The 15,528-nt window shown below is 63.2% G+C and carries 13 protein-coding genes and 1 tRNA gene; 12 read left to right on the top strand and 2 right to left on the bottom strand.

Annotation, left to right across the window (positions count from 1 at the left end):
• Positions 1–247: 247 nt before the first annotated feature.
• The 6 genes from ASE95_RS13755 (at position 248) to ASE95_RS13775 (ending at position 4,066) form a co-directional block, all read left to right on the top strand.
• Positions 248–826, top strand: coding sequence for a recombinase family protein (locus ASE95_RS13755; protein ID WP_056637316.1), 579 nt, complete (start codon positions 248–250; stop codon positions 824–826).
• 822 nt (positions 827–1,648) lie between these two features.
• On the top strand, positions 1,649–1,912 hold the full coding sequence (locus tag ASE95_RS17735; RefSeq protein ID WP_156348047.1) for a hypothetical protein: 264 nt from the start codon (positions 1,649–1,651) through the stop codon (positions 1,910–1,912).
• A 24-nt stretch (positions 1,913–1,936) separates the two neighbouring features.
• Entirely contained in the window at positions 1,937–2,458 is a 522-nt protein-coding gene (locus tag ASE95_RS13765) for a hypothetical protein (RefSeq protein WP_056637322.1), read from the top strand.
• Between the two features lie 11 nt (positions 2,459–2,469).
• Positions 2,470–2,664: a hypothetical protein gene (locus ASE95_RS17740; protein WP_156348048.1), complete on the top strand. Its 195-nt coding sequence runs from the start codon at positions 2,470–2,472 to the stop codon at positions 2,662–2,664.
• Positions 2,664–3,236, top strand: a complete 573-nt coding sequence (locus ASE95_RS17745; protein WP_156348049.1) for a hypothetical protein — start codon at positions 2,664–2,666, stop codon at positions 3,234–3,236. The genes ASE95_RS17740 and ASE95_RS17745 overlap by 1 nt, the downstream gene beginning before the upstream one ends.
• Positions 3,233–4,066: a hypothetical protein gene (locus ASE95_RS13775; RefSeq protein ID WP_056637327.1), complete on the top strand. Its 834-nt coding sequence runs from the start codon at positions 3,233–3,235 to the stop codon at positions 4,064–4,066. The genes ASE95_RS17745 and ASE95_RS13775 overlap by 4 nt, the downstream gene beginning before the upstream one ends.
• Positions 4,067–4,731: 665 nt before the next feature.
• Here ASE95_RS13775 and ASE95_RS13785 read toward each other — a convergent pair.
• The gene (locus ASE95_RS13785; RefSeq protein ID WP_082450147.1) at positions 4,732–6,300 is read right to left on the bottom strand and encodes a DUF6538 domain-containing protein; all 1,569 of its coding nucleotides are present in this window, start codon (positions 6,298–6,300) and stop codon (positions 4,732–4,734) included.
• 89 nt (positions 6,301–6,389) lie between these two features.
• Positions 6,390–6,476, bottom strand: a tRNA-Leu gene (locus ASE95_RS13790).
• A gap of 170 nt (positions 6,477–6,646) precedes the next feature.
• On the opposite strand from ASE95_RS13790, the gene ASE95_RS13795 reads away from it, so the two are divergent.
• The 6 genes from ASE95_RS13795 to gltB all read left to right on the top strand — a co-directional run bounded on the left by ASE95_RS13795 (position 6,647) and on the right by gltB (position 15,302).
• On the top strand, positions 6,647–7,576 hold the full coding sequence (locus ASE95_RS13795) for a complex I NDUFA9 subunit family protein (RefSeq protein ID WP_056637338.1): 930 nt from the start codon (positions 6,647–6,649) through the stop codon (positions 7,574–7,576).
• A 35-nt stretch (positions 7,577–7,611) separates the two neighbouring features.
• Complete coding sequence (locus ASE95_RS13800; RefSeq protein WP_056637345.1) at positions 7,612–8,421, top strand: undecaprenyl-diphosphate phosphatase; 810 nt, start codon at positions 7,612–7,614, stop codon at positions 8,419–8,421.
• Between the two features lie 155 nt (positions 8,422–8,576).
• Positions 8,577–10,016: an NAD(P)-dependent oxidoreductase gene (locus ASE95_RS13805; protein ID WP_056637348.1), complete on the top strand. Its 1,440-nt coding sequence runs from the start codon at positions 8,577–8,579 to the stop codon at positions 10,014–10,016.
• The gene (locus ASE95_RS13810) at positions 10,013–10,309 is read left to right on the top strand and encodes a hypothetical protein (protein WP_056637350.1); all 297 of its coding nucleotides are present in this window, start codon (positions 10,013–10,015) and stop codon (positions 10,307–10,309) included. Before ASE95_RS13805 ends, ASE95_RS13810 begins: the two co-directional genes overlap by 4 nt.
• Positions 10,306–10,788 carry a hypothetical protein gene (locus tag ASE95_RS13815; RefSeq protein ID WP_056637355.1) on the top strand — a complete coding sequence of 161 codons (483 nt, stop codon included), beginning with the start codon at positions 10,306–10,308 and terminating at the stop codon, positions 10,786–10,788. Before ASE95_RS13810 ends, ASE95_RS13815 begins: the two co-directional genes overlap by 4 nt.
• Positions 10,785–15,302, top strand: coding sequence for a glutamate synthase large subunit (gene gltB / locus ASE95_RS13820; RefSeq protein ID WP_056637358.1), 4,518 nt, complete (start codon positions 10,785–10,787; stop codon positions 15,300–15,302). The genes ASE95_RS13815 and gltB overlap by 4 nt, the downstream gene beginning before the upstream one ends.
• Positions 15,303–15,528: the final 226 nt, after the last annotated feature.

A 15,528-nucleotide genomic window follows, 5' to 3' on the forward strand; every position in this document is an offset into this window, starting at 1 on the left:
ATGCTACCACCTTCTCGGCAGGATGCGGGGGCTGCTCATCCTCTGGCGCTCGTGTCGTCATGCTTAGCTCGCTACCTCCCCCCTCGTTGAAGTGGCGTTAAGCGTCACGAAGTTGCCTGCGGCTGGCATAGCTGCATCTAAATCGACCGGTTCCGATACAGCTTGGATGATTGTATCGAAACCTAGCTTGACAGGGATATCGATACGATCCACATAGCGAGCCACCTTATCGATACAGGAGGCCGCTATGGCTCGCACCTTCGCCTACTGCCGCGTCAGCACTGCCGATCAGACCACAGACAATCAGGTGCGGGAGATTGAGGCCGCAGGCTTCAAGGTGGATGGCAAGCGTATCATAGCTGAGACGGTATCGGGTTCCGTTGCCGCCATGGAGCGCAAGGGCTTCGCCAAGCTCGTTGATCGGCTCGAAGCTGGGGATATCCTCATTGTTACCAAGCTAGACCGGCTAGGCCGCAACGCCATGGACGTTCGCAGCACGGTCGATAGCCTCGCCAAGGAAGGTGTGAAGGTTCATTGCCTAGCCCTTGGTGGCGTCGACCTCACTAGCCCGGCTGGCAAGATGACGATGGGCGTTATCGCTGCCGTCGCTGAGTTTGAGCGGGATTTGCTGGTCGAGCGGACGCAAGCCGGACTGACCCGTGCCAAGGCTGAGGGCAAGGCGCTGGGAAGGCCATCGGCCCTCACCGTCGATCAGCAAGCCACGATCCGCCAGCGCCGTAGCGAGGGCGTATCCCTTGGCGTTCTCGCCGCCGAGTACGGGGTGTCACGCGCTGCCATTCAACGGGTTGAGAAGCGGGCAGCTTGAACCCCGCCAGATTGACCAGCGGAGGCCGTGGGAGTCGATCCGGGAGGCCGAGGGTGCCGACCTAGCCGGGGAGCCGTGACGACGCCCTACGGGGCCGTGAGAGGCTGGCCATGTTCCGGCATAATCCGGTCGGGCATTTCGGGACCGTATGGCTATGGGAAGCAAGCTCCGCCGGTTAATGGCCGGACAATTTAGTACCATTAGGCAATGACACAGCCAGTTCCCGGTTAGGCCGGGAGCACGCCCGACAGTGCGCTAACTGTAAGATACCATAGAGGCGTGCCGTTATGGCGCGGGTATCGACGACGGCGGCTCTGCAAGCTAATTCTCAATCCGCTCAGGATCATGCGAACCTTGCATCAGTCCAGTCCCATTATCTATCTGTAGGGATAGACCGGGTAAACCCATGGATACTCATGGAGAACCGGAGAGGGACGACGGCGGATGCAGCTAATAACTCATCCACTAGGATCATACTAGTATGTGCATCCTACTCTATGGCTTCACCCTTCGATTGTCATACACGACCCATTCTTCTGATAGGCTCAGATAGCTAATCCCTTTCCTGTTTGGGCCTACGCTATGCATCTACCTGAGCCTATCTGAGGAATGATCCTCCACATACGCATTGCTCATTAAACCATTGAAGCCCAACGGCCCTGAGCAATCGCCAGCCTGCTAGTGATAGCATTGCCCTAGTTGGTCCCTAGCAGGCGACCCCTTCCATAATTGTAACTTTGCCGCTTCCGTTTGCTCACATGCAAGCGGGGCATCTTTCTGTAACTTTTGACAATATTACTCCATCAATACCGAGGATACACCATGAACCCTGTTCCTGTTGATGTTAGCCGTCTCGATGATCCCCGCATTGCTACTCACGTTGGCAATGTAGACAGCCGTGTCCGAGGCGGCTTTCGCCTGTGCCTTGATGTGCTCGGCATCCCGCTTCCTGAATACGCTAAGACTAAGCCGGCTGGTCGCCCGTCGATTGCCAAACTGATGGCCGCTGCCGATGCAGATAGCGGCACCATCCACAGCTACCAGCATGAAAAGCGAGGCATCGGTGCCTTTGCTCCTCGCCGATAATCCAACTTACCTAAAGGAATTACCATGTCCATTACCGACAACCTTGCCGATATCGCCAATGAAATTGAGACGCTTAGCGCTGATCTACTCCGCGTCAATGCGATGGTTGATGTACTTGGCAAACCCGCCATGGATAAGGCTAACGAGATCGATAAGGCGCTACAGTCCGCAAAGGATCGCTTCGCTACCGCATTGGCCGATCAGGCTGACCGGGAGCGGGAGGAACGGCTTAGCCGGTTCTCAGACATCTCAGTATCAATCCCGGTAGCGGGTCAGAACCTCATGAACACTGGCTTCATTATCCGCTACAAGGCGAAGACGTGGGATATGGTTCTTAAGGACAGCGTTCCGAAGCAGCATGAATGCAATGGCTTCTCGGTCCTGCCCGACGATGTTTACGATTACCTCGTCTCCAAAAAGCCGGAGGCAATCCCCGGCATCATCATGGAGCTAGCTCCCGGCAAGCCGCATGAGGCCATGTCCATTTACCTACAGAGCAAAGCCCGAGGCTTCGTCAAAAGCAATTGGGGCGCACTCGCAGCCTAAGGATCAATGATTTGCTAGTCACCACCCTCCCCTATCCCGGCATTGTCGCTGGCGGCATCAAGCTACGGCGGCGAGCAGCCAAGAGTATCAATATCGTAGAGGATGCCGTGCGCGCTAATAAGGGCAAGGCCACTCCACAGACTGCTACGCTGGCAGCGTTCTTTCAGGCCTGCGCCGCCGCCGCCGCCAAACTTGCCAAGGCATAATGGCTGATCTGCATGATTGGGGAACGGGAGAGGCACCGAAGCCTCCCCGCTCATTCCCAAAGGATCACAGGCCAGCGGGCTGGCGAGTATTCCCCGAGACATTAGACGATCTGATGCAAAGGGCCGGGCCGTATGGCGAAGCTGCTAAAGCGCATCTTGAATGGTCCGGCGTAACGGTATGGCTGATGAAGGATGGCGACAAAGCTTTAACTACCGCCTTCATTCCCGTTGAAGCTGCCAACCTTTCCGTGCTGCTTACGCGAAAGGCTATAGAGCATGAGGGCGGATGGCCGAATCTATCCGGCATACCTGCACAGCCCGCACTCTACGACCTGCCCGATGATGCTCAACAGATAGCGCGGCGCATGGCATCTGACATTCACGCTCTCTGGGAGGATGCTGGCCGTCCACACCTTGGGGCGAAAGATTACAAGTTTGCCTTCCAATACCTCGCCGCCGCCATCCGCAAGGGGATCATCCCGCCTGTCTCGACCATAGGCGATGTTGATCCGGTCCCCGCTGCCAAGCCGGCAAAGCCCCACATTCTCGATATGTTCAAGGAACCCACATGACCGCACTAACTCCCCGCCAAGCCATCAAGGTCAAGGCGGCTCTTTCGATGATTGCATTGCACGGGCACAATCCCCGCACTGTCCAGAAGCAGGCTCAGGCAGAATTGGCCAAGGGCTTCCCCGCCAACATCGCTTATAAGACTGCTATCGACGGCTTCATTGCCCGCGTCCCTGCTATGGGGAATACGTTGCATACCGCTGTCGATCTTATCCATCATAGCGACGATGCTACGGTAGCGCTGTATGACAAGGCGCTCACCGCCTACAATGACAGCGGCGATAACAGCCACCTTGATAACCTCGCTCCCATGATCCTTGAGGATGCCAAGGCGCTGGCAATCAGCAAGGGCGAAGTGACCGAAGCCGATGCAGCCAACTGGACCATTGACGATGCCCTTGGCACCAGCAGCGAAGCCTTCGCCGAAACGCCTGACGTACCCGATGCCTCCACGCTCGCGCCGGGGCAGACCGCCAATAGCTCGTTCGCCTTCAATGGCCTTGCCAGCCCCGCCGCACAGGCCCCCGCAGCGCCCGCTCAGGCACCGGCAACGGGTCCGCAGTGGGTCATGGGTCCGACCGGCTATACCCTCGTTGCACAGGCCCCCAGCGGGCCACAGGCAGGGCAGAGCATGACCGGCTATGATCCCTACCGGGGCGGGCAGGACGCCACGGGCATCCGGGTCGCTCAGACCGGGGAGGCTGCCCGCCGCTCGCATGGCACCCCCGTTGGTGATCTGACCTATATGCAGTCGGCGACCGGCGTCCGCATCGCACCGACCGGGGAACAGGCGCGTCGAGAGGCTGGCGTCCCGCTTGGCTATGAGGCCTAAAGCTACCGAGTCTTAACGGTTTGATCGGCACGCTTCTCTCAGCAGGAGATAGCTATGTCGTTTACCGATGCTGAGAGACAACACTGGCTTACCGCTAAGAGAGCGGGCCTTGATCCAGACGATTACAGCCCGGAAGGGTTAGCCGCTGAGTTGGCCGACCGTGAGGCTGACGATGGCGACGACGAGGGCGCAAGCCTTGTATCGGTATGCGAGCATTGCGGCCACTCATTGCCCTACGCCAGCACGGAAGAGTTTGCCCTCTGCGACGCTTGCGACGGCTGATCGGCACCCCGTCTAATTTGCTCTAGGAGAGTCGCTTAGCGGCTTTCCACTGCTCCGGCCTACAGATACCCGAACGCTTCCACATGAGTCCTGACGGGCTTCGCTGGGGCCACACGGGTATCTGTATGTTCGGTTTTGCTGTCGAGGCGACGGAACAGGCGGCGAGGGAAGCCCTCAACCGTGTATCGCTGGACGAACTCCGGTCCTATCCGGTCCTCGTCACGGCCTGCCCGAAGGCGTCACCGCTGTCTCAACCCAGAGGGCCGGCATCCGTCCGGCTATCCCTTGCCGAGTAAGTCGGCACTCTTAGATCAACCCGAAGGCATCACCGTCACCCGAAGGCGCTTAAAACAGGACAGCCGTTGGCTATGTTCCTGAAACCTCTACTGGTTCGGATCGGCAATGACAAGACCCGGCACCCGGTAAGATGCAATAGCCGCTACCATAACTCGCATACTTGGCGCCGTTCCGTACTTGTCGGCAGCGTCTTTGCCTTCATGCCCTTGGAATTGTCGGCATACCCGCTCAGAGATACCGGCATCTACGGCATGGGTTTTCCATGTATGGCGGAATGAGTGAAAGACCTTGGCCCTATCCTCAATTCCGACCTCTTGCTTATAGCGACTGAACCACTGGCCAATCTTATCGGTTAGTTTCTTGCCAATGCCTACAGCCTTCAAGCCGGGGAACACCCTTCCCGCTTGATCTGGCAGCTTCCTGACGTAATCGACAAAACCTAGCTCGATCAGCTTGGGATGCAGCGGCACAAGCCTATTGCTTGCCTCGTTCTTGATCTGATTAGGCAAGGCGGCATTGTCAGGCGTATCTGTAATGTCGATACACCATACCTCTTGCCGCTTCTCGTCATCGTCTATGTAGGCTTCTAGCTTCACGTCTTGCACCCGAAGCTGACCGATCTCTTCCCGGCGAGCACCCATGAACAGGGCAATCAGGGGCAGCCAATAGACCGCCTCACCATATCCGCCCTTAGGCCGTTCGCCCTCGGCATGAACCGGGCCAGCGAACAGGGCATTGAGGTCATCGGTAGAGAAGTCTTTCCGCTTCTCCCCCCGCTCATTGACAGCCATCTTAACGTCGCGGGCGACATTGACGGGGATTATGTCCTCTTGCGCAGCCCATTCCAGCAAGGTCCGCAAGTACGCCAGCCGATCCCGCACATTGACCTGTGACCGGGCAGGATCAGCGATCAGCTTGCGCTTGTAAGCCATCACGTCGGCCTTGGTGATAAGCTCGACGGACTTACGGCCCATCATGGAATTGAACAGCTTGGCGTCTCGCCAGTAGGCGTCCTTACCACGCGGCGACGGCTTACGCTCAGCAGCCCACCCATCGAGGATATCTGTATCTAGGTAGATGCCCTTGCCCTCTCCGGTGTCGGCATCAGGGCTGTACTCGACGGCTTGATTTTGGATCGCTGACGCTCGGGCATTCTTGCCATACCGCTCCACCACGCTCGCGAGCAGTGCGTTACGATCAAGCTCGGCATTCTCCCGCTCGGCTAGAATTTGAAGCCGTGCAGCCCTTGCTATCTCAGCCGGTGCAGCGTCAGGCTCGCTCCCTGCCGCAAGCGCATCCATAATCGGGGCCAGCTTCTCAGCTTCCATGTCAGCGGCGAAGCTGGCATCGGCCACTAGCTCGGCCTGTAGCTGGTCATATTCCCACTGCCTCCGCTCCCGCTCGATCTGGCCAGCAGACTTACGGCGAATGGCAGGCGCAGGCTTGGCAGCGGACTTATCCCGCTCAGCTTGCTTGAGCAGTGCATGGGCCGTTTTGGTCATATCGGGGATGAGGGCCTTGGCCGCTTCCCGGTCCTTTAGACCTAGAGACCGCTTAATCTCGCGCTTGCCCGCCATGAAGGGGCGCAGGTCCGCAGGTATCCCCATGCGGAAATAATAGACCCCGTTGGGCGCACGATGGAGGTAGGAACACATAGGCTCGGGTCTCGTACGTTTGTACTAGACGCTCGTCAAAAGCCTTGGATTTCCGCTAATTCCTAGGGTTTTCAACCCCTAGTGCAAAATGGTGCCCAGAAGAGGACTCGAACCTCCACGACCTTGCGATCGCCAGCACCTGAAGCTGGTGCGTCTACCAATTCCGCCATCTGGGCACGGGGTAGGCCGGTGCCTCTATGGGGCGACGCCGGGGCTGTCAACACGCCTGTTCGCTTTCCCGACACTTTTTTGCGGTGCGGCACGTTTGGGGGCTAAACCTTGTCAATGGGCCACGCGGCGGGCAAGGCACGTACGGCATCTCAAGGCTTTCGGGATAAAGGACGGCATGGACAACAAGCTGGTGACGCTGATCGGCGGCGGGGGCTTCCTGGGTCGCTATATCGCGCAGGCGCTGCTGTCGGCGGGCGCACGCGTGCGGGTCGCCCAGCGCGATCCGCGGCAGGCATATTTCCTGAGGCCGCTCGGCGGGCTGGGACAGACCCAGTTCGTCGCGGTGGACGTCACCCGTCCGGATACGATCGCCAATGCGGTGCACGGCGCGGATGCCGTCGTGAACCTGGTCGGCACGTTCGGCGGCAATATGCAGCGTATCCACGTCGATGGCGCGCGACATGTCGCCGAGGCGGCAGCGCGGGGTGGGGCGGCTCTGGTGCATGTTTCCGCGATCGGCGCGGACGCGAACGGCGACTCGGCCTACGCGCGCAGTAAGGGTATGGGCGAGGATGCGGTGCGCGCCGCCCACCCGCGCGCGACGATCCTGCGCCCGTCGACGGTGTTCGGGCGCGAGGACCAGTTCGTCAATCGCTTCGCGGCGATGATCGCGGCGTTGCCGGTCGTACCGGTGCTGCGGGCAGGCGCACGCTTCCAGCCGGTATTCGTCGGCGACGTCGCGCGCGCGGCCGTCACCGCGCTCGACGATCCGGAGACGTTCGGCGGGCGGACCTTCGAACTGGGCGGGCCGGAGGTGCTGACGATGCTGGGGGTGCAGCAACGGATCGCGCATCATACCGGCCGTACGCCGCGCTTCATCCCCCTGCCTGACGCGATTGGCGGCATGCTCGCGTCACTGCCGGGCACGCCGATCACCGCTGACCAATGGAAGCTGCTCGGCCACGATTCGGTCGTCGGTAACGGTGCGGAGGGGCTGGCGGCGTTGAACGTCGGCGCCACGCCGCTCGACGCGGTCGCACCGGAATGGCTGGTGCGCTATCGCAAGGCCGGACGCTTCGGCAAGATCGGCCGCGCGGCAGGCTGAACCCTGCCGCCGCCACCCATTAGCGGGGAACGCGCGTGAACGACCTTTTGACCATCATCCTCCTCGGCATCGTCGAGGGGGTCACCGAATTCCTGCCCGTCTCCTCGACCGGCCATCTCGTCCTGGCGGGCGCATTGCTCGGCATGTCCGAAGGCGACGCCACGTTCGACATCGTGATTCAGCTGGGCGCGATCCTGGCGGTCATCGTGCTGTTCTGGCGTCGATTCCTGAACGTCGGACTCGGATTGTTGCAGCGGCGGCCCGACGCGATCAGCTTCACGCGCAATGTCCTGCTCGGCTTCCTGCCCTCCGCAGTGGTTGGCGCCATCGCCTATTCCGCGATCCGCGCGCTGCTGGAGGCACCCGGCACCGGCCCCTTCGTGGTCGCAGTGGCGCTGATCGTCGGCGGGGTCGCGATCCTGTTCATCGAACGCGTCGCCCCGGTCGCCGAGCGGAGTTCGGTAGAAACGATGTCGTGGAAGACCGCGCTGAAGATCGGTGTCGTGCAATGCCTGTCGATGATTCCGGGAGTCAGCCGATCCGGCGCGACGATCATGGGCGCGCGCGCGATGGGTGTGGATCAGGAGACTGCCGCCGAGTTCAGCTTCTTCCTTGCCATCCCCACGATGATGGGCGCGACGACGCTGGCGTTGTGGAAGAGCCGCAACGATCTGGGCGACGCGCATCTGTCCGCGATCGCGATCGGCTTTTTCGTGTCGTTCGTGGTCGCGATGGTGGTGATCCGCTGGTTCATGGCGATCGTGACGAAGCACGGGTTCGCGCCGTTCGCATGGTATAGAATCATCATCGGCGTCGTCGCACTGGCCGCGCTGGCATTGAGGTAGATCTCACATCGGACCTATTATTGCGGCGCAGATGCGAGCCAATTGCATCTGAGCCACCAAACGGTAGATTTTTAGGTCAGCACTGCTGCACTAACCGCCGAAAAGCGCGTGACACCGGCTGATCTATATGAGACGTCGGCCATCGGAGGACACCGATGGCCGACATGCTCAAGTTCGTTGAACGCCCACAATCCTATCCGGCGAAGCGCGCCGCGGACGATCGGGCGGAGGACTTTCGCGAGATCGCCGAGCGCTACGCGCCCCCGGCGGCAGAGGATCAGGCCGGGCGCTGCTCGCAATGCGGCGTGCCATATTGCTCGGTGCATTGCCCCCTGCACAATCACATTCCCGATTGGCTGCGCCTGACCGCCGAGGGCCGGCTGCGCGAGGCGTACGAACTGTCGAACGCCACCTCGACCATGCCCGAGATCTGCGGTCGCATCTGCCCGCAGGACCGGCTGTGCGAGGGCAATTGCGTCATCGAATTCACCGGCCACGGCGCGGTGACGATCGGCTCGGTCGAGAAGTTCATCACGGACAAGGCGTGGGAAGAAGGCTGGGTCGAGCCGCTGGTGCCGGGTCCGGCGCGCGGCCAGTCCGTTGGCGTGATAGGTGCCGGCCCCGCCGGGTTGAGCGCCGCCGAATATCTGCGCGGCCATGGCTATGAGGTCCACGTATACGACCGCCACGATCGCGCCGGCGGCCTGCTGACCTATGGCATTCCCGGTTTCAAGCTGGAAAAGCCGGTCGTGATGCGCCGGGTCGAACGGCTAAAGGCCGGGGGGATCGTCTTCCACGAAGGGTTCGAGGTCGGCCGCGACGCCACGCTCGACGATCTGCGCACGCGCCACGATGCGCTGCTGATCGCGACCGGCGTGTACAAGGCGCGGGCGATCGACGTCGGCGGCAACAACCTGAACGGCGTGGTCCCGGCGCTCGACTATCTCACCGCGTCGAACCGCAAGAGCTTCGGCGATGCGGTGCCCGCATTCGAGGATGGCCGGCTGAACGCCGCCGGCAAGAACGTCGTCGTGATCGGCGGCGGCGACACCGCGATGGATTGCGTGCGCACCGCGATCCGGCAGGGCGCGACCAGCGTGAAGTGTCTTTACCGGCGCGATCGCACCAACATGCCGGGATCACAGCGCGAAGTCGCCAATGCCGAGGAGGAAGGCGTCGAGTTCGTCTGGCTTTCCGCTCCCGCCAGCTTCGAGGGCGCAGACGGCGCGGTGAACGCCGTTCGCGCCAACCGCATGCGGCTGGGCGCGCCCGACGCCAGCGGCCGCCGTGCGCCGGAGGTCGATCCCGGCGCCGCGGAGGACATGCCGGCCGATCTGGTTATCAAGGCGCTCGGCTTCGACGCCGAGGAACTGCCCAAGCTGTGGGGCGCGCCGGAACTGGGCGTCACGCGCTGGGGGACGGTATTGGTCGACAGCAAGACGTTGATGACCTCGCTCGACGGCGTATTCGCGGCCGGCGATATCGTGCGCGGTGCATCGCTGGTCGTCTGGGCGATCCGTGACGGCCGCGACGTGGCGGCGACGATGCACGCGCATCTGAAGGCGAAGGCCAGGGCGGAAAGGCAGGCAGCGTGAGGTTGTCGCCCCGGTATATCGACGCGATCAGGTCGGCGACCCGGGAGGCGTTCGGCGCCAGCGCGATCGTGCGGCTGTTCGGCAGTCGTCTTGACGACACCAGACGCGGCGGCGACATCGACCTTCACATCGAGGCCGATCCGGCATCCGCGGATCTTGAACACCAGGTCCGTTTCCGCGCGCTGCTGTGGCGATCGCTGGACGAGGAACAGGTGGATGTGGTCGTCGCCGCGCGTGGAGCCGAACCGCGATGGATCGATCGCGCCGCATGTCGCGAAGGCGTCGTGCTATGACACGCGACGATGTGCTTGCCGCTACCGGGGAGGCCGTTGTCGCCGCGCAGCAACTCGCCGACCATGTCGAGCGCCTGCGCGGCAGCATGGACCGGGCGCTGCCGACGACGGGTGACGCGATTGTCCGTTGGCGGGACGAGGAACGCGAGCGGCCTCATGCCTTGTTGCGCATGTTCGACCGGCTCTACGATCTGACGTCGCGAAAGCTGTTTCGCGGGCTGCTGTTCCTGTCGGGGAAGACGATCGCCGGTCTTTCCGCACAGAACCAGTTTCGCCGGGTAGAGGCGCTGGGCGGCATCGCATCGGCAGAACGCTGGATCGAGCTGGCCGCCACCCGCAACGTGCTCGCCCACGATGATCCGACCCGACCCGTAGAACAGGCTGCCCGCGCCAATCTGGCCTGGCGCGAATTCATCGATCTCATCGCCGGCACCCGCCAGACCATTTCGCTGCTTCGAACCGAAGGGCTGATTTCATGACCGACTCCCTCGACGCCCGCCGTCAGTATCTCGCCGAACACGGCATGTACCGCCCCGACATGGAGGGCGATGCGTGCGGCGTCGGCCTGGTCGCCGCCACCGACGGCAAGCCGTCGCGGCGCGTCGTACAGTCGGCGGTCGATGCGCTGAAGGCGGTGTGGCATCGCGGCGCGGTCGACGCCGATGGCAAGACCGGCGACGGCGCGGGCATCCACGTCGATTTGCCAGTGCGCTTCTTCGACGATTGCATCGCGGCCAGCGGGCACAAGGCGATGCCGAACCGGCTCGCGGTCGGCATGATGTTCCTGCCGCGCACCGATCTGTCGGCGCAGGAAACCTGCCGCACGATCGTCGAATCAGAGGTGATCGGCGCCGGCTACACCATCTACGGCTGGCGGCAGGTGCCGGTCGACGTCTCGGTGATCGGCATGAAGGCGCAGTCGACCCGGCCCGAGATCGAGCAGATCATGATCGCCGGCCCGTTGCCCGACGACGTATCGGTCGAGGAGTTCGAGAAGAACCTCTACCTCGTCCGCCGCCGCATCGAAAAGCGCGTGATCGCCGCACAGATCCAGGGCTTCTACGTCTGCTCGCTCAGCTGCCGCTCGATCATCTACAAGGGGCTGTTCCTGGCCGAGAGCCTGTCGGTGTTCTACCCCGACCTGACCGACCAGCGTTTCGAAAGCCGCGTCGCGATCTTCCATCAACGTTATTCGACCAACACCTTTCCGCAATGGTGGCTGGCGCAGCCGTTCCGGTGCCTGGCGCACAACGGCGAGATCAACACGATCCGCGGCAACAAGAACTGGATGCTCAGCCACGAGATCCGCATGGCCTCGATCGCGTTCGGCGAACATTCGGAGGATATCAAGCCGGTGATCCCCGCCGGTGCATCGGACACCGCCGCGCTCGACGCGACGTTCGAGGCGATCTGCCGCTCGGGCCGCGACGCGCCGACCGCGAAGCTGATGCTGGTGCCGGAGGCCGCCGCGGACGACATGCCGGCAACGCATGCCGCCATGTACCAGTATCTCGCCAGCGTCATGGAGCCGTGGGACGGCCCCGCCGCGCTTGCGATGACCGACGGGCGCTGGGTGGTCGGCGGCGTCGACCGTAACGCGCTGCGTCCGTTGCGTTATACGCAGACCGCCGACGGGTTGCTGATCGTCGGATCGGAAGCCGGCATGGTCGTCGTGCCGGAGAGCACCGTCCTCGCCAAGGGCCGGCTGGGACCGGGGCAGATGATCGCCGTCGACCTGCACGAAGGCCGGGTGCTGCTCGACCGCGAGGTGAAGGACCGGATCGCCGCCGAGGCCGACTACGCCGCGATGATCGGCGAATTCTCGACGATGGACGACCTGCCCCCTGCCCCCGCCGGCACGCTGACCCGTTACGCCCGCCCCGATCTGGCGCGGCGTCAGGTCGCGGCGGGCCAGACGATCGAGGACATGGAGCTGATCCTGTCGCCGATGGTCGAGACGGGCAAGGAAGCGATCGGCTCGATGGGTGACGACACGCCGCTGGCGGTCATCTCCGACAAGCCGCGCCTCATCAGCCAGTTCTTCCGCCAGAACTTCGCGCAGGTCACCAATCCGCCGATCGACCCGCTGCGCGAACGCTACGTCATGTCGCTCAAGACGCGCTTCGGCAATCTCGCCAACATCCTCGATACCGAGGATCGGCGTGAGCGGGTGCTGGTGCTCGAATCGCCGGTGCTGACCTCCACCGACTGGGCGCGGCTGAAGGGCTATTTCGGCAATGCCGCCGCCGATATCGACTGCACGTTCGAGGCGGGCGGCGGCGCGGAGCGGCTGCGTGCCGCGATCCAGCGAATCCGTAACCAGGCCGAGCAGGCGGTACGCGAGGGCAAGAGCGAGCTGTTCCTGACCGACGAGCGCATCGACGAGGACCGGGTCGCGATCCCCGGCGTGCTCGCGGCGGCGGCGGTGCACACGCATCTGGTTCGCCGCGGCCTGCGTTCCTATGCGTCGATCAACGTGCGCGCCGCGGAATGCCTCGACACGCATTATTATGCGGTGCTGATCGGCGTGGGTGCCACGACCGTGAATGCCTATCTGGCCGAGGCGGCGATCGCCGACCGTCACGCACGCGGCCTGTTCGGCAAGCTGTCGATGGAGGAATGCACCGCACGCCACAAGAAGGCGATCGAAGAAGGCTTGCTCAAGATCCTCAGCAAGATGGGCATCGCGGTGATCTCGTCCTATCGCGGCGGCTATAATTTCGAGGCGGTCGGACTCAGCCGTGCCTTGGTGAACGATCTGTTCCCCGGCATGCCGGCGAAGATCAGCGGCGAGGGTTATGCCTCGCTGCACGTCAACGCCACCGAACGCCACGAAGCCGCTTATGATCAGGCGGTCGCCACGTTGCCGATCGGCGGCTTCTATCGCCAGCGCCATACCGGGGAGGCGCACGCCTATTCCGCGCAGCTGATGCACCTGTTGCAGACGGCGGTCAGCACCGACAGCTATTCGAGTTACCTGCAATTCTCGCGCGGCGTCGCCGATCTGCCGCCGATCTACCTGCGCGATCTGCTGCAATTCAACTTCCCCAACGAAGGCGTCGCGGTCGATCAGGTCGAGGCGATCACCGAGATCCGCAAGCGCTTCGTCACCCCCGGCATGTCGCTCGGCGCGCTGTCGCCCGAAGCGCACGAAACGCTGGCGATCGCGATGAACCGGATCGGCGCGAAGGCGGTGTCGGGCGAAGGCGGCGAGGACAAGGTCCGTTACACGCCCTACGAAAACGGCGACAACGCCAATTCGGTCATCAAGCAGATCGCGAGCGGACGGTTCGGCGTCACCGCCGAATATCTCAACGCCTGCGACGAAATCGAGATCAAGGTGGCGCAGGGTGCGAAGCCCGGTGAGGGCGGGCAGTTGCCCGGCTTCAAGGTGACCGAGTTCATCGCCAAGCTGCGACACGCGACCCCCGGCGTCACGCTGATCTCGCCGCCGCCGCACCACGACATCTATTCGATCGAAGATCTGGCGCAGCTGATCTACGACCTGAAGCAGATCAATCCGCGCGCGCGCGTCTGCGTCAAGCTGGTGTCGTCGGCAGGGATCGGCACCGTCGCGGCGGGCGTGGCGAAGGCGCATGCCGACGTCATCCTCGTCTCCGGCCATGTCGGCGGCACCGGCGCCTCCCCGCAGACCAGCATCAAATATGCCGGCACGCCGTGGGAGATGGGCCTGTCGGAGGTCAATCAGGTCCTGACGCTCAACGGCTTGCGCGGGCGCATCAAGCTGCGCGCGGACGGCGGGCTGAAGACCGGGCGCGACATCGTGATCGCCGCGATCCTTGGGGCCGAGGAATATGGCATCGGCACGCTCAGCCTCGTCGCGATGGGCTGCATCATGGTCCGCCAATGCCACAGCAACACCTGCCCGGTCGGCATCTGCACGCAGGACGAGGCGCTGCGCGGCAAGTTCGTCGGCACCCCCGAAAAGGTCATCAACCTGATGACCTTCATCGCGGAGGAAGTGCGCGACATCCTCGCACGGCTCGGCGTCCGCTCCCTCGACGAGGTGATCGGCCGCACCGAATTTCTGCGGCAGGTCAGCCGCGGTGCCGAGCATCTCGACGATCTCGACCTGAATCCGATCCTGGCCAAGGTCGACGCGACCGATGCCGAGCGCCGATTCAGCCTGTCCACCTTCCGCAACGACGTACCCGACAGCCTCGACGCGCAGATCATCAAGGATGCTGCCGCGGTGTTCTCGCGCGGGGAAAAGATGCAGCTGACCTATTCGGTCCGCAACACGCACCGCGCGGTCGGTACGCGCCTGTCGAGCGAGATCACGCGCACGTTCGGCATGTCGAAGCTGGCCGAGAACCACGTCACGATCCGCCTGCGCGGCTCGGCGGGCCAGTCGCTCGGCGCGTTCCTGTGCCGCGGCATCACGCTGGAGGTGTTCGGCGATGCCAACGATTATGTCGGCAAGGGGTTGTCGGGCGGCAAGATCATCGTGCGCCCGGCGGTGTCCTCACCGCTGCGCAGCCAGGACAACACCATCCTCGGCAACACCGTCCTCTACGGTGCGACCAGCGGCAAGCTGTTCGCCGCCGGCCAGGCGGGCGAGCGGTTCGCGGTGCGCAATTCGGGTGCGACCGTGGTGGTCGAGGGCTGCGGCGCGAACGGCTGCGAATACATGACCGGCGGCACCGCGGTGGTGCTGGGCGAGGTCGGCGCGAACTTCGGTGCAGGCATGACCGGCGGCATGGCGTTCGTGTACGATCCTGCCGGCAGCTTCGCCCGCCGCGCCAACCCCGAGAATATCGTGTGGCAACGCGTCGCCGCCGCGCATTGGGAAGAAGTGTTGCGCGGGCTGATCGCGGAACATGCCACCGTCACCGACAGCCGCTGGTCGCGCGGTCTGCTGGATGACTGGAACCGCACGATCGGCGCGTTCTGGCAGATAATCCCGCGCGAGATGCTGTCACGCCTCCCCTACCCGCTCGACGACACGGCGACGCTCGAAGCGGCGGAGTGACGGCGGCGCGAACGATCCGGTGACGGCGGAATGGCGACGACGGGGCGGGCGACGATCGCGCACCGAGCCGTCGTCACCGGATCGTTCGACCTCGCAGCGCGCGCCCGCGCTCGTGCTGCGGCCCGGACTGGGCCGACCGGCATCCAGCCGAGCACGCTGCCATCGCCGTCGTCGCGAGCGTAGCGAAGCCAGCCGGAGCGACGCGCAGAACACTGGATTGCTTCGC

The organism is Sphingomonas sp. Leaf231, assembly GCF_001421995.1.
Taxonomy (GTDB): Bacteria; Pseudomonadota; Alphaproteobacteria; order Sphingomonadales; family Sphingomonadaceae; genus Sphingomonas.

What these genes read in the sequence shown, in the direction of transcription:
- ASE95_RS13755 (WP_056637316.1), top strand. Translation starts at nt 248, where the DNA reads ATGGCTCGCACCTTCGCCTACTGCCGCGTCAGCACTGCCGATCAGACC.
- ASE95_RS17735 (WP_156348047.1), top strand. Translation starts at nt 1,649, where the DNA reads ATGAACCCTGTTCCTGTTGATGTTAGCCGTCTCGATGATCCCCGCATT.
- ASE95_RS13765 (WP_056637322.1), top strand. Translation starts at nt 1,937, where the DNA reads ATGTCCATTACCGACAACCTTGCCGATATCGCCAATGAAATTGAGACG.
- ASE95_RS17745 (WP_156348049.1), top strand. Translation starts at nt 2,664, where the DNA reads ATGGCTGATCTGCATGATTGGGGAACGGGAGAGGCACCGAAGCCTCCC.
- ASE95_RS13775 (WP_056637327.1), top strand. Translation starts at nt 3,233, where the DNA reads ATGACCGCACTAACTCCCCGCCAAGCCATCAAGGTCAAGGCGGCTCTT.
- ASE95_RS13785 (WP_082450147.1), bottom strand. Translation starts at nt 6,300, where the DNA reads ATGTGTTCCTACCTCCATCGTGCGCCCAACGGGGTCTATTATTTCCGC.
- ASE95_RS13795 (WP_056637338.1), top strand. Translation starts at nt 6,647, where the DNA reads ATGGACAACAAGCTGGTGACGCTGATCGGCGGCGGGGGCTTCCTGGGT.
- ASE95_RS13805 (WP_056637348.1), top strand. Translation starts at nt 8,577, where the DNA reads ATGGCCGACATGCTCAAGTTCGTTGAACGCCCACAATCCTATCCGGCG.
- ASE95_RS13815 (WP_056637355.1), top strand. Translation starts at nt 10,306, where the DNA reads ATGACACGCGACGATGTGCTTGCCGCTACCGGGGAGGCCGTTGTCGCC.
- gltB (WP_056637358.1), top strand. Translation starts at nt 10,785, where the DNA reads ATGACCGACTCCCTCGACGCCCGCCGTCAGTATCTCGCCGAACACGGC.